General features: G+C 72.4%; 17 protein-coding genes. 1 reads left to right on the plus strand and 16 read right to left on the minus strand.

All coding sequences use genetic code 11. The features are described from left to right. Positions 1-28 precede the first annotated feature (28 nt). The 5 genes from NBX02_RS10010 to mftA all read right to left on the minus strand — a co-directional run bounded on the left by NBX02_RS10010 (position 29) and on the right by mftA (position 6,297). Positions 29-2,005: a mycofactocin system FadH/OYE family oxidoreductase 2 gene (locus tag NBX02_RS10010; protein ID WP_250291070.1), complete on the minus strand. Its 1,977-nt coding sequence runs from the start codon at positions 2,003-2,005 to the stop codon at positions 29-31. Between the two features lie 195 nt (positions 2,006-2,200). Then, positions 2,201-4,528 carry a mycofactocin system FadH/OYE family oxidoreductase 1 gene (locus NBX02_RS10015; protein WP_250291072.1) on the minus strand — a complete coding sequence of 776 codons (2,328 nt, stop codon included), beginning with the start codon at positions 4,526-4,528 and terminating at the stop codon, positions 2,201-2,203. 1 nt (position 4,529) lies between these two features. Continuing rightward, positions 4,530-5,798: a mycofactocin radical SAM maturase gene (gene mftC / locus NBX02_RS10020; protein WP_250282553.1), complete on the minus strand. Its 1,269-nt coding sequence runs from the start codon at positions 5,796-5,798 to the stop codon at positions 4,530-4,532. Beyond that, positions 5,795-6,142: a mycofactocin biosynthesis chaperone MftB gene (gene mftB / locus NBX02_RS10025; RefSeq protein WP_250282555.1), complete on the minus strand. Its 348-nt coding sequence runs from the start codon at positions 6,140-6,142 to the stop codon at positions 5,795-5,797. Before mftB ends, mftC begins: the two co-directional genes overlap by 4 nt. 14 nt (positions 6,143-6,156) lie before the next feature. Next, entirely contained in the window at positions 6,157-6,297 is a 141-nt protein-coding gene (gene mftA / locus NBX02_RS10030; protein WP_250282558.1) for a mycofactocin precursor MftA, read from the minus strand. A 265-nt stretch (positions 6,298-6,562) separates the two neighbouring features. Between mftA and NBX02_RS10035 the strand changes: the two genes are divergently transcribed. After that, positions 6,563-7,750, plus strand: coding sequence for a CaiB/BaiF CoA transferase family protein (locus NBX02_RS10035; protein WP_250282560.1), 1,188 nt, complete (start codon positions 6,563-6,565; stop codon positions 7,748-7,750). A gap of 62 nt (positions 7,751-7,812) precedes the next feature. Here the strand turns inward: NBX02_RS10035 and NBX02_RS10040 are convergent, their stop codons facing one another. The 11 genes from NBX02_RS10040 to NBX02_RS10085 form a co-directional block, all read right to left on the minus strand. Continuing rightward, positions 7,813-9,060 carry an ABC transporter substrate-binding protein gene (locus NBX02_RS10040; protein WP_250291073.1) on the minus strand — a complete coding sequence of 416 codons (1,248 nt, stop codon included), beginning with the start codon at positions 9,058-9,060 and terminating at the stop codon, positions 7,813-7,815. 438 nt (positions 9,061-9,498) lie between these two features. Further along, entirely contained in the window at positions 9,499-10,746 is a 1,248-nt protein-coding gene (locus NBX02_RS10045) for an ABC transporter substrate-binding protein (protein ID WP_250282564.1), read from the minus strand. 158 nt (positions 10,747-10,904) lie between these two features. After that, positions 10,905-12,155 (minus strand): ABC transporter substrate-binding protein, encoded by a 1,251-nt coding sequence (locus NBX02_RS10050; RefSeq protein WP_250282565.1) that lies wholly within the window; start codon positions 12,153-12,155, stop codon positions 10,905-10,907. A 55-nt stretch (positions 12,156-12,210) separates the two neighbouring features. Continuing rightward, a complete protein-coding gene (locus NBX02_RS23045; protein ID WP_445548350.1) occupies positions 12,211-12,342 on the minus strand; it encodes a hypothetical protein in 132 nt (43 codons plus the stop codon). Positions 12,343-13,585: 1,243 nt separating this feature from the next. After that, positions 13,586-15,412 carry an acyclic terpene utilization AtuA family protein gene (locus NBX02_RS10055; protein WP_445548351.1) on the minus strand — a complete coding sequence of 609 codons (1,827 nt, stop codon included), beginning with the start codon at positions 15,410-15,412 and terminating at the stop codon, positions 13,586-13,588. 73 nt (positions 15,413-15,485) lie between these two features. Further along, complete coding sequence (locus NBX02_RS10060) at positions 15,486-16,283, minus strand: TIGR03084 family metal-binding protein (protein WP_445548352.1); 798 nt, start codon at positions 16,281-16,283, stop codon at positions 15,486-15,488. A 70-nt stretch (positions 16,284-16,353) separates the two neighbouring features. Beyond that, positions 16,354-18,342: an ATP-binding protein gene (locus NBX02_RS10065; RefSeq protein WP_250282571.1), complete on the minus strand. Its 1,989-nt coding sequence runs from the start codon at positions 18,340-18,342 to the stop codon at positions 16,354-16,356. A 5-nt stretch (positions 18,343-18,347) separates the two neighbouring features. Further along, complete coding sequence (locus NBX02_RS10070) at positions 18,348-19,982, minus strand: carboxyl transferase domain-containing protein (protein WP_250282573.1); 1,635 nt, start codon at positions 19,980-19,982, stop codon at positions 18,348-18,350. A 10-nt stretch (positions 19,983-19,992) separates the two neighbouring features. Beyond that, positions 19,993-21,147 (minus strand): acyl-CoA dehydrogenase family protein, encoded by a 1,155-nt coding sequence (locus NBX02_RS10075; protein WP_250291075.1) that lies wholly within the window; start codon positions 21,145-21,147, stop codon positions 19,993-19,995. 229 nt (positions 21,148-21,376) lie between these two features. Beyond that, positions 21,377-21,787 (minus strand): hypothetical protein, encoded by a 411-nt coding sequence (locus NBX02_RS10080; protein ID WP_250282577.1) that lies wholly within the window; start codon positions 21,785-21,787, stop codon positions 21,377-21,379. A 290-nt stretch (positions 21,788-22,077) separates the two neighbouring features. After that, a partial coding sequence (locus tag NBX02_RS10085; protein WP_250291078.1) for a 3-hydroxyacyl-CoA dehydrogenase family protein occupies positions 22,078-22,636 on the minus strand: 559 nt, incomplete at its 5' end.

A 22,636-nucleotide genomic window follows, 5' to 3' on the forward strand; every position in this document is an offset into this window, starting at 1 on the left:
CGGCCACTCCCTCCGCGGCCGTCTGCGCTCACAGGGACACCGCCACACGTTGGCCTTCGACGACCGCGGCGTGCGCGCGGCGGGGGGCGAGGCAGTCACCGACCCGGTGGACGGAGAACGGCAGCGCCGGCAGGTCCGCGCGCAGGCCGCGCCAGAGGGTGTCCTCCGCCCGTTGCTGGACGGCGCAGACCACCCAGTCCACGGCGCGCCGGGTGTCGGTGCCGGTGGGATGGTGCTGGAGGGCGAGCAGCACACCGCCGTCCGCGCCGGGTGTCACCCCCATCGGCACCAGGTCGGTGCTCTGGACGATGCCCCTGGCCGCCGCCCGGACGTTCCAGGTCTCCAGGTCCAGCGTCACCCCGAGGTCCTGGCCGACGACCATGCCGTTGGTGACGACCTCGACCCGGCAGCCCCGGTCGGCCAGCAGCTCCGCGACGGAGGTGGCCTGGTGGAACCCCAGCTCGTCCACGACCACGACGGTGCCGCTCGGCTCCGCCCGCCCCTCCAGCACGTCGCGCACGTCCACGACCCGGGGGTGCCCGGCCGCCCACCACGGGGGGTTCGGCCGGGCGCCGGTGGCCAGCACCACCGCGTCCGGGGCCTGCGCGCGCAGGAAGTCCGCGTCCACCTCGACGGAGGTCCGCACGTCGACACCGATCCGCCGCACGTGCGCGATCAGGTTGCGCGCGATGTCGAGGAACTCCGCCCGGCTCGGCACGGCCGCCGCCACCGGCACCTGGCCGCCCAGCCGCGACGACCGCTCGAACAGGGTGACCTGGTGCCCGCGCTGGGCGGCGGTGACGGCGGCCTGCATGCCGCCGGGGCCGCCGCCGACGACGTGGACCCGCCGCCCGCGCCGGCGCGGCGCCGGCAGCGGCACCGACTCCCGGCCGGTGCGCGGGTTCTCGATGCAGCCCAGCCAGCGGTTGAGCCCCATCCGTCCCACGCACTCCTGGTTGCAGGACAGGCAGGTGCGGATCTCGGTGGCGTGCCCGGCCCGCGCCTTGGCCACGAAGTCCGGGTCGGCGATCTGGCCGCGCACCACCCCGATGAGGTCGGCGTGCCCTGCGGCCAGCGCCCGGTCGGCCTGCAGCGGGTCCTTGAACCGGCCGACGCCGACGACGGGCAGGCTCACCGCCTGTCGGATCGCGCTCGGGATGAACATCGCATAGCCCGGCGGCACCTGCATGCTCGCCTCGATCATGTAGAGGGTCGCGGTGGCGACCCCGATCGAGGTGTTGATGTAGTCGACCTTGCCGGTGGCCTCCACCAGCCGGGCCACGGCGACGGCCTCCTCGATCGTCGTCCCGCCCTCGATCAGCTCGTCGCCGCAGATCCGCACGCCGAGGGCGCGCCGCGGGCCGAGGGCCGCCCGGACCACGTCGACGATCTCCAGCAGCAGGCGGGCCCGGTTCGCCAGCTCCCCGCCGTAGGCGTCGGTGCGCCGGTTGGTCGCCGGGGAGAGGAAGCCGCGCACGATGGACGAGTGCGAGCACTGCAGCTCGACACCGTCGAACCCGCCGGCGACGCAATGCTCGGCGACCAGCCCGTAGCCGTCGACCACTTCCCGGATCTCGTGAAGCTCGACGGCCTTGGGCACCTCGCGGAACAGCGGGTCGGGCACCGGGCTGGGCGCCCACACCGGCAGCCGCGAGTACATCGACGACGCCTGGCCGCCGTTGTGGTTGATCTGGGCGAGGATCGGCACGCCGTGCGCGTGCACCGCGTCGGTGATCCGCCGGTAGCCGGGGATCACCTGCGGGTTGAACCCGTGGATGAGCTTCTCGTACGGCCAGTCCGTGGGATGCGTCGAGTGCTCCTCGGTGATGATCATCCCTGCGCCGCCCGCCGCCCGGGCCGCGTAGTAGGCCACGTGCTGGTCGGAGGGCAGGCCGTCCCGCGCGTAGTTGGTCAGGTGCGCCGAGAAGACCACCCGGTTGTCGACGGTGAGCGGCCCGATGCGTAACGGGCTGAACAGGTACCGGTAACGGCTGGTGGCACTCATGTCGCCTTCCTGGGTACGGGCTGCCGGCTGGGCGTGGCCACCGGTCCGCGCGGCCGCGCGGCCGCCGGACGCGTGGCCACCAGGCCCGTGGCTGCCGGACGAGGAGCCGCCGGACGCGTGGCCACCGGATGAGGAGCCACCGGACGCGTAGCCATCGGGCGCGTGGCCGCCAGCTGAAGATCCATCGGAGATGGCCTAGCCGCGGCGTGCCCCGGCGAGCGGCCGGGACGCCGGTGGGCTCGTGCGGCCGCCGATCTCGAGTGCGCGGCGGCGGCCCTCCAGGACCGCCTCGAGCACCGTCCGCGGCGCCACGCAGTCGCCGGCCCGGGGCGTGCCCGGCCGGGCGGTGTACAGGGCGTCCTCGGGGAGGCGGTGGCCACAGTCGACGAGCACCGCGCACGGCAGCGTGCGGCGCTCACCCGTCCAGACGTCCTCCAGCACGACCCGCCCGCCGCCGGCCTCGCGCAGCAGCACCCGCAGCTGGCGGCGTACGCCCGCCTGCTGCAGCCGGGTGTTGGCCGGCGCGAGGTCGCCGGTGAGGGAGAGCAGCGTGCCCGCCACCGTGTCGGGGGTGCCCAGGGCCACCTCGCGCCCGGCACCGGCGAGCCATTCGGCGACCCCGACCGCCACCGGCCCCCCGACCGGGTCGTGGACGAACACCGGGCCGGCGGGGACGGCGTCCAGACCGCCGCGCAGCACGTCGAGCACGTCGAGCACGGTGGTCGTCCCGTCGAGCACGGTGGTCGTCCCGTCGAGCACGGTGGTCGTCCCGTCGAGCACGGTGGTCGTCCCGTCGGCGCCGGGACGCTCCTCGGCGGCGCCCCCCTCAGCAGCGCCGCCTCCGTCGCCAGCCCTGTCGCCGGCCCTGTCACCGACGCCGGCCCTGTCACCGACGCCGACGCCGGTGGCGGCTTCGCTGTCGGCGCCGCCCTCCTCGGCGGGAGCGCGCCCGCCGTCGACGTCGCCCGCGTTGCCGCTGCCATCGGCGACACCGCTCTCACCACCGGTGGCAGCACCGGCACCGGTGGTGAGAGCGGCAGCATCATCGGCACCGGCCGGCCCGTAACGGCCGGGCACGGGCCGGGACCCGGTGGTGAGCAGGACGTCCCAGCCGTCCGCGACAGCCGCGTCGAGATCGTCGGCGGTCACCTCGGTCCCGAGGTCGACCTGCACCCGCAGCCGGTGGCACTGCGCCACCAGCCAGTCGGTGAGCAGGGCCAGCCGGGTGCGGCCCGGCCCGGCCGCGGCGGCCCGCAGCGCGCCGCCGAGCGTGCCGCCGCGTTCGGCCAGCCGGACCTGGTGCCCGCGCAGCGCCAGCACCCGGGCGGCCTCCAGCCCGGCGGGCCCGCCGCCGACCACCAGCACGGCGCGGGCCCGCGGGTCGGTGCCCGTAACCGGCCTCTCGACGGTCTCGTGCCCGCTGTACGGCTCACCGACGCAGCTGACGACCGGGTTGCGGTTGTCACGCACCCGGCAGGCCTGGTTGCACAGGACGCACGGCCGGACCTGGCCGGCCGCGCCCGCGCGTACGAGACGCACCAGGTCGGGCTCGGCGATCTGCGCCCGGGTCATCTCGGCCATGTCGGCGACACCGTCGGCCAGGGCGGCCTCGGCCTCGGCCACGTCCACGACGCTGCCCTGCAGCACCACGGGGACGCGCCCGGCGGCGGCGGCCCGCATCTGCCGGCACAGCTGGAGGTTGAACATCGGCGGCGTGTGCGCGGCGGGCCGGTAGGCCGAGGTGGAGAACGGCCCGCCACGGACCACGACGAGCAGGTCGATGTCGCCGGCGAGGGCGGCGACCTGCTCGGCCGCCTGCTCGGGTGTCACCCCGGCCCAGGGCGCGAGCTCGTCGCAGGACAGCCGCAGCGCCAGGACGCGGCCGGCCCCCAGCGCGCCGCGCACCGCGGCGATCACCTCGCGGGTCAGGCGCAACCGGTCGTCACCGTAGCCGTCGGCACGCTGGTTGGTCAGCCCGGAGTGGAACTGGCGCAGCAGCGAGACCGGCCCGGCGTCGATCTCCACGCCGTCGGTGCCGGCCGCCGCGGCCAGCCGGGCGGCGGCGGCGAAGCCCTCGACGACCGCGTCGATCTCGGGCTGTTCCATCTCCGCGGGCAGTTCGCGGCTGGCCGCGTCGGCCACCGGCGACGGCGCCCACAGCACCGACTGGGAGAACGCGCTCGAGCCCTGCCCGCCGGCGTGGCCGAGCCCGGCGAGCACCAGGGTGCCGTGTTCCCGGCAGGCGTCGGCCACCGCCGACCAGCCGGGGGCGCAGTCGGCGGCCAGCGGCGCCCGCTCGTAGGGCCAGTCGTCGGCGGTGACCGACGCCGTCTCGGTGACGATGATCCCGGCGCCGCCGGCCGCCCGCCGGGCGTAGTAGGCGACGTGCCGGGCGCTCAACGAGCGGCGGTGGCCGAGGTTGGTCTCGTGCGGCCCGAACAGCACCCGGGACGGCGCCCGCCGCGTCCCGAGCGTCAGGGGGGTCCCGAGTAACAGGGGATCGGCCGGTTGTGGGGCGGGCATGTCAGCGCCCCACCGTGGCCGCGGGCGCGAACCCGGCCAGCGGGTCCTGCTGGCAGGCGCTCACCGGTGCGGCACTCACCGGCGCGCGGCCGATGACCACCGGGACCGGCCCCGGCCCGCCCCGCCCCGGCTCCCCGTGCCGCGGTGGCTTCCCGGCGGCGGCCCGGGAGTGGGAGTGGTCGCCGGAGGGCTTCGGGACGCCGGCGTCATCGCGGGCGAGCAGGGCGTCGGCCCCGTAGCCCTGGACGCACTCGGGATCCGGGCCGTCCAGCGGCAGGCCGGTGAAGAACTTCGCGGCCATGCAGCCGCCCCGGCAGGAGTCGAAGTGCGCGCAGGACGCGCACGCGCCCCCGCTCTGCGGCGCCCGCAGCTCGGTGAACAGCTCCGAGGAGCGCCAGACCCGTTCGAAGCCACCGGGCTCGCGGACGTTGCCGGCGAGGAAGGAGTCGTGGATGGCGAACGGGCAGGCGTAGACGTCCCCGACCGGGTCGATCAGGCAGACCACCCGGCCGGCGCCGCACAGGTTCAGCCCGGGCAGCGCCTGGCCGTAGGCGGACAGGTGGAAGAAGGAGTCCCCGGTGAGCACCTGCTCGCCGTGGGCCACCAGCCAGTCGTAGAGCTCGCGCTGCTGGGCGGCGGTGGGGTGCAGCTCGTCCCAGACGTCGGCGCCGCGGCCGGACGGGCGCAGCCGGGTCAGCCGCAGCTGGGCGCCGTACCGGTCGGCGAGGGCCTTGAACGCGTCGAGCTGGCCGGCGTTGTGCCGGGTGACGACGACGGAGAGCTTGAAGCCCGCGAACCCGGCGTCGGCGAGGTGCTCCATGGCGCGCACGGCGGTGGCATAGGAGCCCGTGCCGCGGACCGCGTCGTTGATCTCGGCGGTGGCGCCGTCCAGGGAGATCTGCACGTCGATGTAGTCGCTGCCGGCGAGCCGGGCGGCGACATCCCTGGTGATGCGCACCCCGTTGGTGGAGAACTTCACCCCGACGTGGTGGGCGACCGCGTAGTCGACGATCTCCCAGAAGTCCGGGCGGACGGTCGGCTCCCCGCCGCCGATGTTGACGTAGAAGACCTGCATGCGCTCGAGCTCGTCGATGACCGCCTTGCACTGCGCGGTGGTCAGCTCGCGCGGGTCGCGCCGCCCCGAGCTGGACAGGCAGTGCACGCAGGCCAGGTTGCAGGCGTAGGTGAGCTCCCAGGTCAGGCAGATCGGGGCGGCCAGGCCGTGCTGGAAGTGGTCGACCAGGCGGGCTGGTGCCGCGGCGACGCTCACGGCGCGTTCCTTTCGGCGGTCGTCGTCGTTTCGGCGGTCATCGTCGTCCTTTCGACGATCATGAACGTTGCCGCCAGCGTGGCCAGGGCACGCTGGTAGCGCGGCAGGTCGGCCTCGGTGATGCCGACCGCGGTGGCGGCATCCCGCGCGCGGGGATGCTCCGGCAGCGCCTGGACCAGACGCAGCAGCGCCGGGTCCTTCAGGAAGGACAGCCGGCGGGTCCCGAAGTGGTAGACCAGCGCCCCGAAAGGCTCCGGCCGCACCGAGACCTGGGGATGCAGCTGCCAGGGGGCGTCGAGGGCGAAGCCGGGGACGGCCCGCGCCGCCGCGGTGGGCTCGGTCATCCGGGCCGCGCGCTCTAGTAGACCCCGCACATCCCGTCGATGGAGACGTCCTCGACGAGGAACTCCTCCTGGAGGATGTCGACGTCGACGGGATGTGCCGCGCCAGCGGTGTCCTCGTCGAAGCTGACCGATGTCTCGCGTGTGTGGTCGCTCATGGCTGCTCCCTGCTGGTTCCTCGGGTCGGTCGGGTGGTCACGTGTGCGAGGTCACAGTAGTGGCACTCGGTGCCGAGTCACAGTAGTGGCACTTGGTGCCGAAAGGAAGCCCCTGGAGCGTTCCCGCCCGGATCCCCGCCCGCATCCTCCACCCGGATCCCCCGTCCGGACATCCCCGACCGGATGAGCGGACGTTCCCTGCCTGGTTACGCTGAGGCCACACGCGCCGGGGACGGCCGCTCACCTGATCGAGGCCGGAGACGGGATGACGGACAGCGGGACGGACAGCGGCACAGCCGCGGGCACGACCGGCCCGCTGCGCGGGCTGCGTGTCGTCGAGCTCGCCGGCATCGGCCCCGGCCCCTTCGCCGCGATGCTGCTCGCCGACCTGGGTGCGGACGTGATCCGGGTGGACCGTCCGGACGAGGCGAACGACATCGTGCCGCCGCCGGCGGACATCCTGCGGCGCGGCCGCCGTTCGGTCGTCATCGACCTGCGCTCCCCGGACGGGGTGCGGGCGGTGCTGGACCTGGCCGAGCGGGCGGACGTGCTGATCGAGGGCTACCGGCCGGGGGTCGCCGAGCGTCTCGGGGTCGGCCCGCGGGACTGCTGGGCCCGCAACCCCCGTCTCGTCTACGGCCGGATGACCGGCTGGGGCCAGGACGGCCCGCTGGCCCCCACCGCCGGGCACGACATCGGCTACATCGCGATCACCGGTGCGCTGCACGCGCTGGGCCGCCAGGGTGAGGGCCCGGCCGTGCCGGTCAACTTCCTCGGCGACTTCGGGGGCGGCTCCCTGTACCTGGTCGTCGGCGTGCTCGCCGCGGTCTTCGAGGCCGCCCGCTCCGGCCGCGGCCAGGTGGTCGACGCCGCCATCGTCGACGGCGCGGCATCCCTGACCACCTTCGTGCACGGTCTGATCGCCGCCGGGCAGTGGCGCGACGAGCGGGGCGTCAACCTGCTCGACACCGGGCGTCCCTGGTACGACGTCCACCGGACCGCCGATGACAGCTGGGTCGCCGTCGGGCCGCTGGAGCCGAAGTTCTACGCGCGGTTCATGACGCTGCTCGGCCTGGAGCCCGACGAGGCGGAGCGCGCGGACCCCGCCGCCTGGCCCGCGCTGCGGGAGCGGATCGCCGCCGCGTTCGCCCGGCGCACCCGGGACGAGTGGGCGAAGGTCTTCGAGGGCACCGACGCCTGTGTCGCCCCCGTGCTGAGCCTGACGGAGGCCGCGGACCACCCGCACCTGGCGGCCCGCGGCACGTTCGTCGAGGTGGACGGGGTGCGGCAGCCCGCTCCCGCACCCCGTTTCAGCCGGACGCCCGCCGCTCCCCCGGGCCCGCCCGCGCTGCCCGGCGCGCACACCCGGCAGGCGCTGACCGACTGGGGTGTGCGCGGCGTGGACGCGCTGCTCGCCTCCGGCGTGGCGGTCCAGGCGGCGGACCAGGCCTAGGCCGTGTCCGACGGCCTGGCCCGACGCTCCGGGAAGGCGGTCAGCAGCCCGCGGCTGTCACGTCAGGTGATGGGCTTGCCGCAACGCGGGCTGGGCTCCAGCGGCACGAACCGGCTGCCGTCGTCACTGACCTGGACGAAGGTGAAGCAGTCGCCGAGCTGCTCGAAGTTGGTGGTGAGGTCGATGGGCCGGGGCAGCAGGCCGTCAGCGCTGTAGTCGTGGACCTTGCGCAGGCCGCCGATGAACGACTGCTGGGTCGGGCAGGGCCCGGCCTCCCGCAGTCCGCGGACGAACATGTCGGCGGACAGCCAGCCGAAGACAGCGCCCTCCTGCGTCGGGCTCTGGTTCTCCGGCGCGTAGGTGGACATCGCGCTGAGCATCCGCGTGTAGGCCTGCGCGTTCTGCTCGAACGGGACGAAGCTGACGTACACGACGACCCCGGCCAGCGTCGGGCCCAGCTGCCGCAGCAGTGTCTGGTCGTAACCGGCCGGAACGAGCACGGTCTTGAGGTCGACACCGGCGGCCCGCACCGCCGGGATCAGCTTCGCCAGGACGTCCGGGAAGAGCGCGCCGGCGATCGTGTCGATACGTGCCGCCTTCATCTGCCGGGCCAGCGTCTCGAAGCTGGTCGTGCTGGCGGTCACCTCGTATTCCATGTCAACGCTGACGCCGGTGCGCCGCAGGCTCTCGACGACCTGCTGGTGGTATTTCCGGGTCGAGTCGCTCAGGGCCATGTCCACCATGGCGGCGCGGGTGCCACCACGGCTGCTGGCGAAATCCCCCCAGACCGTGGACGACCCCTTCTCGACCGTGTAGTAGTGCCACGAGAACATGTTCTGGTGCTGCGCCCAGACCGTCTCGCCGGCGAACCCGGTGACCGGGATCCCCTGGTCGCCGAGATACTGTGCGGAGCCACCCGCCACCTGCAGTCCCTGCATGATGCCGAAGACCTTCTCGTCCTCGACGAGCTGACGGGCCCCGACCAGGTTCAGCGTGGGATCCGTCGCGTCGTCCCGCCAGACGTAGGTGAGCTTCCGGCCGTTGACGCCCCCTTCGGCGTTGGCCAGTTCGAAACGGGCCTGAACGCCGGAACGGAATCCGTGCGCCGGGGACGCCCCGGGCCCGGAACTGCTGTACAGCAGGCCGGCTTTGACCTCGGTGCTGGTCACCCCCGGCGCCGTACAGCTCTCCGCCTGCACGGATCGGCTGCTGTCCCCACCCCCGCACGCGACCACCAGACCACCCAGGCAGCTCGATGTGATGACCAGGGCGGTGAAACGTAAGTGCCAACGTCTGCTGACCAATGACATGGTGACCCGTCTCTTGTCCCAAGTGTGATGTTGAGCACAGGCCAGTGTAGGAGTATTCAATATGTAGTTATATGGTTACCAAAATTTGGCCTGTCGCCGGCCTGGCGAGTCACCGGGCGGCGACCCAGAACGGCGCGGGACAGGATGACGGGCCGCCGGCTGCCGTGCCGCGGCGCGGCCGTACAGGGCTGGCCTGAGCTGGCCTGATGCCGCAGGAGACGCGGGCCATGACCGTACGTGCACCTGCCGGGCGCGCGGGCCGCCGCCGCACGGGGCGGGATGACGGCCCGGCCGGCGGTGGCCGGACGGTGACGGCCGGACGGTGGTTCCGTCCGTCCGTCCGTCCGGCCGGCCGCCACCGCCACCGCCGGCACCGCACCGCGGGCCGGCCCGGCCCGTTCACGCGGGAGCGGCCAGCGGTGATCCGTGACCGCCCGCTCAGGGGAGCGTGCGGCCGCAGCGCGGGGTGGGTGGCAGCGGCAGGAACCTGCTGCCGTCGTCGCTGACCTGGACGAAGGCGTAGCAGTCACCCAGCCGTCCGGAGTTGGTGGCGAAGTCGACTTTCTGCAGGAGCAGGCCGCCACCGTCGTAGTCGTGGACCTTGCGCAGGCCGTCGATGAACGACTGGCGGGTCGGGCAGGGCCCGGCCGCCTGTAGCCCGCGGATGAACATGTCGGCGGACAGCCAGCCGAAAACGGTGCTCTCCTGCGCCGGCGCCTGGTTCTCCGGGGCGTAGGCGGTCACCGCGTCGAACAGCCGCCGGTACGCCTCGGTGTCCAGCTCGAACGGGACGAAGTCGATGTAGGTGACGACCCCGGACAGCGCCGGACCGACCTGTTGCAGCAGCGTCGGGTCGTAGCCGACCGGGATGAGCACCGCCCTGAGGTCGACCCCGGCGGCCCGGGCCGCCGGGAGGAGCTTGACCAGAACGTTCGGGAAGACAACCCCGGCGATGGTGTCGATCTGCGCCGCCTTCATCTGCCGGGCCAGCGCCTCGAAGCTGGTGGTGCTGGCCGTCACCTCGAAGGTCATGTCGGTGTTGACACCGGCGGCGTTCAGGCTCTGGGCGAGCTGCCGGTGGAACTTCTTGCCGGCATCGCCCGACGCTATGCCCATCAGGACGGCACGGGTGCCGCCCCGGCTGCGGACGAAGTCCCCCCAGCCGCTGGAGGAACCTTTTTCGGAGGTGTAGTAGTGCCAGGAGAACATGTTCTTGTAATTTGCCCAGACGGTCTCGCCGGCGGATCCGACAACCGGGATCCCCCGCTCGCTCAGATAGGGCGCGGAACCGGATGCCGCATGCGGCCCCTGAATGATTCCGAAGGCCCCTTCGTCCTCGACGAGGTCGCGGGAACCGACCAGGTTCAACGCGGGATCGGTGGCGTCGTCCCGCCAGGAGTAGACAATCTTCCGGCCGTTGACACCGCCCTCGGCATTGACCACTCCGAGACGGGCGTCGATACCGGACCGGAACCCGCGCAGCAGGGACGCCCCCGGCCCGGACGCGCTGAACACCAGACCGGCTCTGACCTCGGTATCGGTTACTCCCGGCGTCGTGCAGGACGACCGGACGGGCTGCCTGGCGACATCGCTGCCACCGCATCCGGCCAGCAGCCCGCCCAGGGTTCCCAATACGAGAACCAGGGTGATGAGATGTAGGCGGCGGCACCTTCTGGTCACTGTCATTCCGATGTCCCGTTCCGGTGGAAAGGAGCAGCAAGAAAATCATGCGGTGCCGGCGGCGGCACAAGAGCGGCGGCACGCGACAGGCATCATCGCGGGGATCGCGGGGCCGGTGCCGGCGCGGGGCAGGCCTCGCCGTACACCGCCGCCGGCCGTCGCGGCTAACTTCTCAGGGCCTGGGCCAGCCGCAGGGCCTGGGCTTCGGTCAGGCATTTCGTCGCGCCCTTGCCGAGGCTGACGGCCCGGCCCCCCCGAATAGCCGCCTGGAAATAGCAGGTGGGGAAAACGGGCTGGCCCTCCGTGAATGTTGTCGGTGGGATGATGCCGCCCAACGTCTCGCCCTTCAGCGCGTACAGGCCCTTCTTGACGTCGGCCGGTGTCGAGTCGGGCCCGATGTTACCCGCCCTCGCCGCCGCTTCGAACAGTTTGCCACCGGCCCACGGGTAGATCGTGTCATAGGTGAACTGCCGGCTTTTACGCAGGTCCGGGTAGTACGTGTCCAGCGCGTCGAGGAACTCCTTCACCGCCGGCACGGACCCGTCGGTGTAAAGGACGGTCGGGGACACCAGGAGAGCCCCGTCAAAACCCCTGTGCCCGAGCCAGGACGGCCCGAGGGCCGGGGTCTGGCCGATCACGGCCGGGGTGAATCCCTGCTGGGCGCACGAGTCCACGACCCGCGGCACGACCTCGGAGCTGTGCGCCACGAACAGCGCGTCCACGCCCTCGTCCCTCAGCGCCAGGCAGGCCGCGGTGTAGTCGGGCGCGGCCGCCGAGATCTTCCCGGTGGCGATCCCGACGCCGCCGACGAGGGCGGAAGCGGCCCTGCCCAGGCCCTCGAGCTGGGCGCAGACCGCCGACTCGGAGCAGTACAGCAGGCCGACCTTCTTCTTGCCCGCCGCCTTCGCCGCCTCCCAGATACCCACGGTGGTCACCGGGAGCGGCGCGCCCGTTACGAAGAAGTCCGCGTGGGTCAGGAAGGGCGACTCGACGGAGAGCCCGCCGACGACCGGGATGTCCTTCTCGGTCACGTAGTCGGCCCAGGTCGTGCCGACCAGGCTGCTGTCGCCGATGATGGCCACGACCTTGTCCTGCTCGACCAGTTTCCGGACGGCCCGCAACGACCTCGTCGGGTCACCGCCGTCATCCTCTATGATCAATCTTACCGGGCTGCCGTTGACGCCGCCCCGCGTGTTGACGGATTTGGCCCAGGTGTCGAAAACGTCCTTGAGCCGGCCGAGGGCGGCCGACTGCGCACCCGAACAACTACAGATCGCACCAAGGACGACCGGCCTGCCCGACGACGCCTCCGCGTCCGTCCCCGAACTGGAGTCCGAGGAGCCACAGGCAGCTACCACCAGCATCGCAGCGGTCAGTAACACCCACAACGCGGCGCCGCGTCCTTTCCCGTTCATCCTTCTCCTTCTGGTGTTCCGGCCGTCATGCCGGCGGACCATCGCGAAAAAAGCCTCACCGCACGGAGACCTCGTCGAGCGGCGGGAAGACGCCGGGGCCGGCGGCCCCCAGCGCCGGGTAGAGCCCGGTGAGCCGGATCGCCGGGATCGCGAGGACCGCCCCGGCCGGGACGGCGGCCGGCCCCACCAGCGGCGCGGCCAGCCACGGCCGGCCGTCTCCGCGGTGGCCGTACCGGTGACGCGTCGAGGGAGCCGACGATGACCCGCGGGCGGATGTGATGACAGCGGGCCAACTGGTCGACCGGAACGCAAGTATTGATCAACATGTCGGCGCGCCCGGCCTGCACCGCTGGGATCGCGCCGGCGGCCGTCACCACAGGCCCCACGCCGACGGGCCCACGCCGACGGGCCCCACGCCGGCGGGCCGCCCCGGTGCTCCGGTGCCGGCACCGCGGTCAGCGTGGCGCGTCGCCCACTCGGCCACTCCCCGTCGCAAAAGGAATCACTCCGAGTCACCGCTGACGCCGTATCGGCCTTCGCGGCAACGGTCACAGCTCTGCGTCTCCTTCGCCGGCCCCCGACTTCGGCTGCCCGTTCTTCTCTGCTGGTGCCTGTTCTTCTCTGCTGGTGCCTGTTCTTCTCTGCTGGTGCCTGTTCTTCTCTGCTGGTGCCTGGACGGGCGCCCGGCCGCCGGGAGAGCGACGGAGACCGCTGACGATCGTTTGCGGCCCAGCCGTGCGATCAGCCCCGGTCATCGGTCCCGGTCATCAGTCCCGGTCAGGCCTCGGCCACGTTCCGGATACAGGCGAAACCCCACCTGCGACGCTATTTCAGCACCACGGCGAATCCCGTACCCAACCGGCCCACGGCAGGCGCTGCCAGCCGCCCCCGGCTGCCACCTACCGCACCTGTCTTCGGGACGGTCCGTAGCCGTCACCGCTCATCGTCCTGCCGGAACGAGCAGCGGGCGGGAACAGGCCGGCCGTCGGAAGGGCAGGCCGGAACAGGCGCCGGAAACAGGCCGGCGCCGGGAGACATCGCCGCCCGCCTGGCGACATGCCACCGGCACGGTCGAGATCCTCGCGGGCGCGCCCGGCGACACCGAAGGACCAGCGTCAAAGAAGCGGGCGCTCAGGGAGCGGACGTCCAGGGAGTGGCGGCCGAAGGAGCGGCGGCCACTCGATGATCACGAAGGGGCGGCCCCGGCACGCCGGAAGAGCATGCCGGGGCCGTCCGCGACACCCTGTACCGGTTCCCGCGCCGGCGCGCCGCAGGTGCCGCACGCGCGACCCGGCGCGCCACCGGCCCGCCTCCGCGGTGCGAGGCGGGCCGGCCCCGGCCCAACCGGTACGGCGGGGACCACCGCGACGAACCAGGCGTCGCGTGTCCCCGCCGCGTTCCCGCCGGGCTTCCGCCGGCGGGGATCGTTCCTACCGGACGAGCTCGGCGGGTACGTCGATGTGGCGAGAACGTACGTACTCGCCGAAGCCCTTCGCCTGCGGGTCGGGGCGGGTCGCCGAGGCGACCCCCTCCCCCAGCAGCCCGACGACGACGAAGTTGAGCGCGCGCAGGTTCGCCAGCTCGTACCTGTGCACCTGAAGGCCGGCGGCCTCCGGGACCAGCTCGACGAACTTCCGTGTGGTCAGCTCGGCGGCGAGCCAGGCGTAGGTGGCGTCGTCCCGGGCCCAGATGCCCACGTTCGCGTTGCCGCCCTTGTCCCCGGAGCGGGCGCCGGCCAGCCGCCCGAGCGGGACCCGCACCCGTCCGCCCGTGCCCGCCGCGGGGGTGGCTGTCGCGCCCACCGGCTCCTCCTGCGCGGCCGGGGGCTGCGGCGCCGACGGGCTGTGCTCGATGACGAGCTCGGAGCCGTCATCGAGCACGACACGCTGGGTGACGACATCCCGGGAGACGAGCGCGGGCCAGTAGACGCCGTACGCGCTCTCGCCGGTGGGCGGTGTCGTGGTGTGGAAGCCGGCGTAGCCCCCCAGCGGGAGGGCCATGGTCGCGTTCGAGAAGGAGCGCCCGACGCGTGCCGGGTCCCGGTCCTTGACCGTGACCTGCAGGTGCGCGGCCGCCAGCGCGTTGGTCTCGGCGTTGTCGTGGTCGAAACGCAGCAGCCGCACGTCGACGGCGTCGAAGGAGTCCTCGCCGCCGAGGATGTCGAACAGCTCCTGGCGGGCCCAGGCGGCCTTCTCCTCGATGTCGAGACCGGTGATGACCAGGGTCATCGTGTTGCGGTAGCCGCCGAGGTAGTTCACGGCGACCTTCAGCTTGTCCGACGGGGCGCTGCCGCGGGTGCCGCTCAGCAGCACCCGGTCCGGGCCCTGCTGCGTCAGCTCGGCGGTGTCGAAGTGGGCGACGACGTCGGGGTTGGCGTACGCGGGGCCGGCGATCTCGTAGAGCAGCTGGGCCGTGACCGTGCCGACCGAGACCAGGCCGCCGGTGTCGGCGTGCTTGGTGATGACGCTGCTGCCGTCGGCGGCCACCTCCGCGATGGGGAACCCCGGGTAGCGCCGGTCGGTGACCTCCGACAGGAACGCGTAGTTGCCGCCGCAGGCCTGCGGGCCGCACTCGATCACATGGCCGGCCGCGACCGCTCCGGCGAGCTGGTCCCAGTCGGTGCGTTCCCAGCCGTGCCACCAGGCCGCGGGGCCGACCACGAGGGACGCGTCGGTCACCCGGGGTGTCACGACGATGTCGGCGCCCGCCTCCAGCGCGGCGGCGATGCCCCAGCCGCCGAGGTAGGCGTTGGCGGTCACCGGCTGCACACCCAGCTCGGCGAGCTTGCGCCCGGTGTCTATGTTGACGAACGGCTCGCCGGCCGCCTGCAGCTCGTCGATGCGGCCCACGAGATCGTCACCGGTGACGTAGGCGACGCGGGGGGACAGGCCGAGGCGCGCGGCGAGCTCGGCCACCTTCTCGGCCAGCCCCTGGGGGTTGAGGCCGCCGGCGTTGGCGACGATCCTGATGCCGCGCTCCAGGCTGGTGGCGAGCACCTGCTCGAGCTGGGTGAGGAAGGTGCGGGCGTACCCGGCCCCGGGGTCACGGCGCCGGGCCTTCCACAGGATCAGCATCGTCAGCTCGGCGAGGTAGTCGCCGGTCAGCACGTCGATCGGGCCGCCGTCGACCATCTGCTTCGCGGCGTCGATACGGTCCCCGTAGAAACCCGAGCAGTTGGCGATGCGCACCGGACGCCGCGGTGCGCCCGGCGTGGCCGGCGTGGCCGGTACAGCCGGTGTGGTCACGTGCGGCACCATCCTTCCTGCAAGGTCGACGCGGGGGCCGACGAGAGGGCCGGCGAGAGAGCCGGACCGATGAGGGGGGCCGCGGTCACGGCTTCTCCCCGCCGCGGGGACGCCCGGGGCCCGGCGGCCCGGCGAAGACCTGGGCGATCTCGAGGAAGCGGGCCGCGGTGGCCCCGGTGGCCCGCAGGCCGAGGTCCGCGTGGTGGCGGCGCTGGGTGACCAGCAGGCAGAAGTCGAGCGCCGGGCCGGTGATGACATCGGCCGCCTCCGGCGGCCCCCACTGCCAGAGCGAGCCGTCGGGGGCGGTGAGGCTGACCCGGACCGGGCTGTCGGGCGGGGGCAGCTGCCGCACGGCGAAGCTCCAGCGGATCGTGGCGACGCCGAGGTGCGCGATGTGGCGCAGCCGGGCGGTCGGCTCGCGCCGCGCCCCCAGGGCGTCGGCGACGTCCTGCCCGTGCGCCCAGGTCTCCATCAGCCGGGCGGTGGCGGAGCTCGGGGCGCTCATCGGCGGGCCGAACCAGCGCAGCTTCGTCCCGGGCTCGACCGCCCCCAGCGTGTCCAGCAGGGCGCCGCGCGCCTGCTCGAACCAGGTGAGCAGCTCACCGCCGGAACGGTCCCGGTACCACCGGGCGACGTGCGCGGCGAAGTCGTCACCGAGATCGGTCAGCTTCTTCGCCTCGGCGTCGAAGCGGTCCGGGTCGGTCGCGGCGAGCACTGTCACGTCGTCGAAGTACGCCAGGTGGCTGACCTGGTCCTTGATGTCCCAGCCGGCGGCCGGTGTCGGCGTGCGCCAGCCGGGCTCGTCAAGGCCGCGCAGCAGAGCCGTCAGTTCCTCGGTCTCGGCTGCCAGGTCGGCCAGCAGCGGGCCGATGTCGGCGGCCATCAGCGCCCGCTCCGGGCCGGCGGGCGCCGCCAGGCCACCGGCCCGTCCGGGGCGTGGGTGACGGGTGCCGTCATGGCTGCTCACCGTCGGCGGCGAGCACGGCCAGGACATGGCCGCCGTCGACGGTCTGGCCCTGGCGCGCGTTGATCTCCACCACGACGCCGTCCTGGGGCGCGGTCACCGTGTGCTCCATCTTCATCGCTTCCAGGACCAGCACCACGTCACCGGTGGTGACGGTCGCGCCCTCCTCCACGACGACGCGGACGACCGTGCCCGGCATGGGCGCGACCAGCGAGCCCGGGGCGACGTTCGCGCCCGGCTCGACGAACCGCGGAACCTCCCGCGCCACGGTCGAGGCGCCGCGGCCGTCGAGGTGGAAGACCGCCCCGTCACGGGTCACGTACACGGTCGCGCGGACATCGTCGACGGTGATGTCGACCAGGCCGGTGTCGACGCGGTGGACCAGCGCCTCCAGCGGGCGGCCGTCCACGCTGGCCTTGACCCGGTCGCCGTACTGGCGGTAGCGGACCTCGATCGCCTTGCCGGCCACCTCCAGCACGGTGCGCTGGGGCTCGGTCGGGACGTTGCGCCACCCCGGCGGCAGGGTCGGCAGCACCGCGTTCGCCCGGCGCCGGGTGGCGGCGGTGAGGGCGGCCGCCAGCAGATGGGTCGCGAGGACGTCGTCGGGCAGGGGCGGGGTGCTCAGCGCCACCGGGTCGTGGCGGTTGAGGTACCCGGTGTCGATGGCGCCGGCGCGGAACTCCTCCTCCCGCAGGATGCCCACCAGCAGCTCACGGTTGGTGGTCACGCCGTCCACCCGGGTGCGGGCGAGGGCCCGGCCGAGGCGGCGGATGGCGTCCGCCCGGGTCGGGCCATAGGCGATGATCTTGGCGAGCATCGGGTCGTAGTGCACGCCGATCACCGACCCGTCGGTGATCCCGCTGTCGACGCGGATGCCCGTGAGCGCCGGCACCTCGAAGCGGTGCACCGTCCCGGTCGCCGGCAGGAAGCCGGCCGGGACGTCCTCGGCGTACAGCCGGACCTCGATGGCGTGCCCGTTGATGCGCGCCTGGCGCAGCTCGTCGGGCAGGGGCGCGCCCTCGGCGACCAGCAGCTGGGCGCGGACCAGGTCGAGGCCGGTGATCTCCTCGGTGACCGGGTGCTCGACCTGCAGCCGGGTGTTCACCTCGAGGAAGAAGAACTGCCCCTGCTGGTCGAGGACGAACTCCACCGTCCCGGCGCCGACGTAGCCGATCGCGTTCGCGGCGGCGACCGCGGCCGAGCCGAGGCGCTCGCGCAGCTCGTCGTCGACGGCGACCGAGGGCGCCTCCTCGATGATCTTCTGGTAGCGGCGCTGGATGGAGCACTCCCGCTCGAACAGGTGCACCGCGTTGCCGTGCTGGTCGGCGAAGATCTGCACCTCGATGTGCCGGGGGCGCTCGACGTAGTGCTCCAGGAACACCGTCGCGTTGCCGAACGCCGAGGCCGCCTCGCGCTGCGCGCCGGCGACCGCCTCCGCGAGCTCGTCGACCTGGCGGACGATGCGCATGCCGCGCCCGCCACCGCCGTAGGCGGCCTTGACCAGCAGCGGGAACGCCAGGTCCGCGGCGGCCTGGGCGAGCTGGCCGCCGTCGGCGAGCAGGTCGGAGTCGATGACCAGGCCGGGCAGGACGGGCACGCCGGCCTTGTCCATCAGCTCCTTCGCCCTGGTCTTCGACCCCATCGCGTCGATGGCGTCCGGGGGCGGCCCGATGAAGGTGATGCCGGCGGCGGCGCAGGCCCGGGCGAAGTCGGCGTTCTCCGACAGGAAGCCGTAGCCGGGGTGGATCGCGTCGGCCCCGGTGCGCTGGGCGGCGGCGATCACCAGGTCGCCGCGCAGGTACGTCTCGGTCGGGGTCGCGCCGGGCAGCCGGACCGCCTCGTCGGCCTCGCGGGCGAACGGGGCGTCGGCGTCCGGGTCGGAGAAGACCGCGACCGTGGCGATGTCCAGCTCGTGGGCGGTGCGGATGATCCTCGAGGCGATCTCACCGCGGTTGGCAATCAGCAGTTTGGTGACCACAACACTCACATCCTGAAGACGCCGTAGCCGCGGCGCCCCTCGATCGGGCCCGAATGAGCGGCGGACAGGGCGATACCGAGCACGGTGCGGGTGTCACGGGGGTCGAGGACACCGTCGTCGTAGAGCTTGCCACTCATGAAGAACGAGTGTGACTCGGCGCTGATCTGGCCTTCGATCTCCTCGCGGCGCCGGTCGTCGGCCTCCTGGTCGAACGGCCGGCCGGCCGCGGCGGCCGCGGCCTTGCCGACGATCGACAGCACGCCGGCGAGCTGGGCGGCGCCCATGACGGCGCACTTGGCGCCCACCCAGGCGAACATCAGCCGCGGGTCGTACGCCCGGCCGGACATGCCGTAGTTGCCGGCGCCGAACGAGGCGGCCATGTTGACGGTCAGGTGCGGTACGCGGCTGTTGGTGACGGCGTTGATCATCTTGGCGCCGTCCTTGATGATGCCGCCCTGCTCGTAGGCCGCGCCGACCATGTAGCCGGTGGTGTTCTGCAGGAACACCAGCGGCGTGTCGGCCTGGTTGGCCAGCAGGATGAACTCCGAGGCCTTCTTGGCCTCCTCGCTGAACAGCACGCCGTTGGCATTGGCCAGCACCCCGACCGGGAAGCCGTGGATGGAGGCCCAGCCGGTCACGATGCTCGTGCCGTAGTCCGGCTTGTACTCACCGAAACGGGAGCCGTCGACGACCCGGGCGAGCACCTCGCGTGGGTCGAAGGGGACACGGAAGTCCGACGGCGCGATCCCGAGCAGTTCCTCGGGGTCGTAGAGGGGCGGGTCGGCCGGCAGGCTCGGGCCGGGGCCGAGCTTCCGCCAGTTGATCTCGGAGAGGATGCGCCGGCCGATGCGGATCGCGTCCTGCTCGTCGACGGCGAAGTGGTCGGCGAGCCCGGAGACCCGGGCGTGCATCGCGGCACCGCCGAGGTCCTCGTCGTTCGACTCCTCGCCGGTGGCCATCTTCACCAGCGGGGGGCCGCCGAGGAACACCTTGGCCTGCTGGTCCACGAGCACGGTGTAGTCACACATGCCCGGTACGTACGCACCGCCCGCGGTGGAGTTGCCGAAGACGAGCGCGATGGTCGGAATGCCCAGCGCCGAGAGCTCGGACAGGTCGTGGAAGATCTTCCCGGCCTGGACGAACAGGTCGGCCTGGTTCGGCAGGTCGGCGCCGCCGGACTCGACGAGGTTCACCACCGGCAGCCGGTTGCGCCGGGCGATCTCGAGCGCGCGCAGCGTCTTCTTCAACGAGTAGGGGTTCATCGCGCCGCCGCGCACGGTCGGATCATGTCCGAGGATCACGACCTCGACACCGGAGACCACTCCGATGCCGGTGACGACGCTTGCCCCGACAGCGAACTCACTGCCCCAGGCGGCGAGTGTGGACAGTTCCAGGAACGGGGCGTCGCGGTCGAGCAACAGCTCGATCCGCTCACGTACCAGCAGCCGGCCCCTGTCGTGGTGCCGCTGCCGGTAACGTTCTCCACCGCCTGCCCGCGCGAGATCCAACTGGTCGTCGAGCTCGGCCAGAAACTTCAGCTGGGCCGCACGGTTGGTGCGGTACAGCTCCGAGGCGGTGTCGAGGCGGGACCGCAATGGGGTGCCTTCGACTGCCCTGGGGTGGGTGGCGACGATCGTCATGTACATCCCCTCAGTACGACCGAGGAAGGCCGAGGCTGTGCTGCGCGACGTAATTGAGAATCATTTCCCGGTTGACCGGCGCGATGCGCAGAATTCGGGCCAGCCCCCACAGCGGCACCAGACCGTACTCGACGGACATGCCGTTACCACCATGGGTCTGAATAGCCTGGTCCACCGCGGCGAGCGCGGCCTCCGCGGCGGCGTACTTCGCTATGTTCGACGGTTCTCCCGCAGGCAGGCCCTGGTCGTGCGCCCAGGCGGCCTTGCGGGTCATCAGTGCGGCGAGATCGGTTTCGATCTTCGCTTTCGCCAGCGGATGCGAGATCCCCTGGTAGGTACCGATCGGCTGGTCCCACACCTGCCGGTTGCGCGCGTAGTCGACGGCCCTGCCCAGCGCGTACCGGGCGATTCCCACGCACAGCGCGGCGCCGGTGATCCGCTCCGGGTTCAGGCCGTGGAAGACCTGCCGGAACCCGTCCCCCTCGTCGCCGACAAGCGCGTCGGAGGCAACCCGGGCGTTGTCGAAGAAGAGGGTGAACTGCCGCTCGGGAACCTGCGCGGCAACCGGCAGCGGGTGGGCGGTCAGACCGGGAGTACCGGTCGGCACGACGAACAGCGACAGGCGGGCCCGGCCGCTGGCCTCGTCGGTGCCGGTACGGGCCACCACCAGTACGGCGGCGGCGTCGTCAAAACCGGAAATGTAGTACTTCTGGCCGGTGAGGAGCCAGTCGTCGCCATCCCGGACGGCCCGGGTCGAGATCCGGTGGGTGTTCGAGCCCGCGTCGGGCTCGGTGATGGCAAAGACGATCTTGTGTGCGCCCGAGGACAGGCCCGGCAGCCAGCGCTCCTTCTGGCCGGCGCTGCCGAAACGGGCGATCACCTCGCCGGAGATCGCCGACGAGACGAGCAGGAGCAGCAGCGGGCAGCCCGCCGCCGCGCTCTCCTCGCAGACGGCGGCGAGCTCCACGATGCCGCCGCCCCCGCCGCCGTACTCCTCGGGGAGGTTCACGCCTATGAAGCCCGCTTCGGCAAGCGCCGCCCATATCTCACTGGTCGGCTTTCTGGCCTGCGAACGCTCGGTGTAGTAGGTGCCACCGAACGGTTTGGAGATCGCCGCGACCGTCTCCCGCAGAGCCCGCAGCTCCGCGTCCTCACCGAAGTCCACACCGTCTCCAAGGATTGTTCGTCAGCTCGTGGCCAGGAGCAGCGTGGTCATATCCCCTGGGTCACGGACTCGTCGGCCGCCGCCACTCGCCAGCCTTCCCCGGGCAGATGTTGTGACGGGCACGAGCTTTCCCGGTAACGCCGATAGTACGTGGACCGGGAGCGGCCGACCGCGACACAGGCCGCTGTCACACCGATCTGCGGCACCAGCACGGCCATTGCGTCCGCTATCAGCCGTTCTGCTTCTGTGAGAAGGCCGGTGTACCGACGTCGCTGGGCGCGCTCCTGGACAACGTCGCCAAGAGCGCGTGCAGTTTTCCCTGGACGTCGATCACGAGCCGGGCCTTCGCCAGCTCCTTCTCCAGTCGCCCGTTCTTCGCCCGCAGTTCGGCCAGCTCGGTGTCCCGGACATCCGCCGGCGGCCGGCCGATCGGCCGGGACAGCTCCGCCAGCGCACCGGCGTCCCGGGCCCGGCGCCACACCGCGATGTGCGCGGCGTAGAGCTGCTCCCGGCGCAGAATGGCGCCCTTCGCACCCGGTGATGTCGCCGCCTCGTACTCCGCCAGGATCGCCAGTTTGTAATCGGCGCTGAACGAGCGCTTACGCGCCCTCCCCTGCTCCCGCGGACCAGGCTGCCCCACCTGGTCACCATCAGGCAGCCGGCCGTCATCGACTGCATCCGGCCTGATGCTCAGCCCCACGGACACCGACATCCACTCCTTCCATCCTGGCTTCGTTTCCCCTCAAAGGCTTCCCGCAGAGGCTTCCCTCGAAGGCTTCCCTCAAAGGCTTCCAGCCGCGCGACACAGGCTGCGGCACGAAAAACATCACGGACATGTGCCGCCGTACTGCCCGGCGGCACGGCGTCCTGCTGTACGCATGACGGCGCTGTCACACGTACAGCGGTCTTCTTCTACACTGCCGGTCTCCCCTATTCGTACGACGCGCCCGCGGCCGCCGCCCGTACCAGGGACTCCGGCGGGGTGAACCGCTCGCCGTAACGCTCGGCCAGCTCGTTCGCCCGCGCCACGAACCCGGCTGTCCCGCCCTTGTACTGGTTGATGTACTGGAACACCCCACCGGTCCACGAGGGGAAACCGATGCCGAACAACGAGCCGATGTTGGCATCGGGTATCGAGGTGATGACACCCTCGTCCCGCGCGCGGACGGCCTCCAGCGTCTCGGCGAACAGCAGCCGCTCCTTGAGATCCTCGAACGGGATCGCGCGGCCCGGCACCCGGAACGCCTCATGAAGGCCCGGCCACAGTCCCTGCCGGCGGCCGGAGCCGTCGTATTCGTAGAAACCGGCGCCGCCGGAACGGCCCGGCCGCCCGAACTCGTCGATCAGCCGGTCGATGACCGCCTCCGCCGCGTGCTCCTTCCAGACCCCGCCGGCGGCCTCGACCGCGGCCCTGGCCTCCTGGCGGATCTTCCTCGGCAGGGTCAGCGTGAGCTCGTCGATGAGCTGCAGCGCGCCGGCGGGATAGCCG

This window comes from Protofrankia sp. CiP1_Cm_nod1, from assembly GCF_920888515.1.
Lineage (GTDB): Bacteria > Actinomycetota > Actinomycetes > Frankiales > Frankiaceae > Protofrankia.

Coding starts and splice junctions, on each gene's coding strand:
- mftA (WP_250282558.1), bottom strand. CDS start 6,297: ATGAGCGACCACACACGCGAGACATCGGTCAGCTTCGACGAGGACACC.
- NBX02_RS10045 (WP_250282564.1), bottom strand. CDS start 10,746: ATGACAGTGACCAGAAGGTGCCGCCGCCTACATCTCATCACCCTGGTT.
- NBX02_RS10010 (WP_250291070.1), bottom strand. CDS start 2,005: ATGAGTGCCACCAGCCGTTACCGGTACCTGTTCAGCCCGTTACGCATC.
- mftB (WP_250282555.1), bottom strand. CDS start 6,142: ATGACCGAGCCCACCGCGGCGGCGCGGGCCGTCCCCGGCTTCGCCCTC.
- NBX02_RS10060 (WP_445548352.1), bottom strand. CDS start 16,283: ATGGCCGCCGACATCGGCCCGCTGCTGGCCGACCTGGCAGCCGAGACC.
- NBX02_RS10015 (WP_250291072.1), bottom strand. CDS start 4,528: ATGCCCGCCCCACAACCGGCCGATCCCCTGTTACTCGGGACCCCCCTG.
- NBX02_RS10050 (WP_250282565.1), bottom strand. CDS start 12,155: ATGAACGGGAAAGGACGCGGCGCCGCGTTGTGGGTGTTACTGACCGCT.
- NBX02_RS10035 (WP_250282560.1), top strand. CDS start 6,563: ATGACGGACAGCGGGACGGACAGCGGCACAGCCGCGGGCACGACCGGC.
- NBX02_RS10055 (WP_445548351.1), bottom strand. CDS start 15,412: ATGGTGCCGCACGTGACCACACCGGCTGTACCGGCCACGCCGGCCACG.
- NBX02_RS10040 (WP_250291073.1), bottom strand. CDS start 9,060: ATGTCATTGGTCAGCAGACGTTGGCACTTACGTTTCACCGCCCTGGTC.
- NBX02_RS10070 (WP_250282573.1), bottom strand. CDS start 19,982: ATGACGATCGTCGCCACCCACCCCAGGGCAGTCGAAGGCACCCCATTG.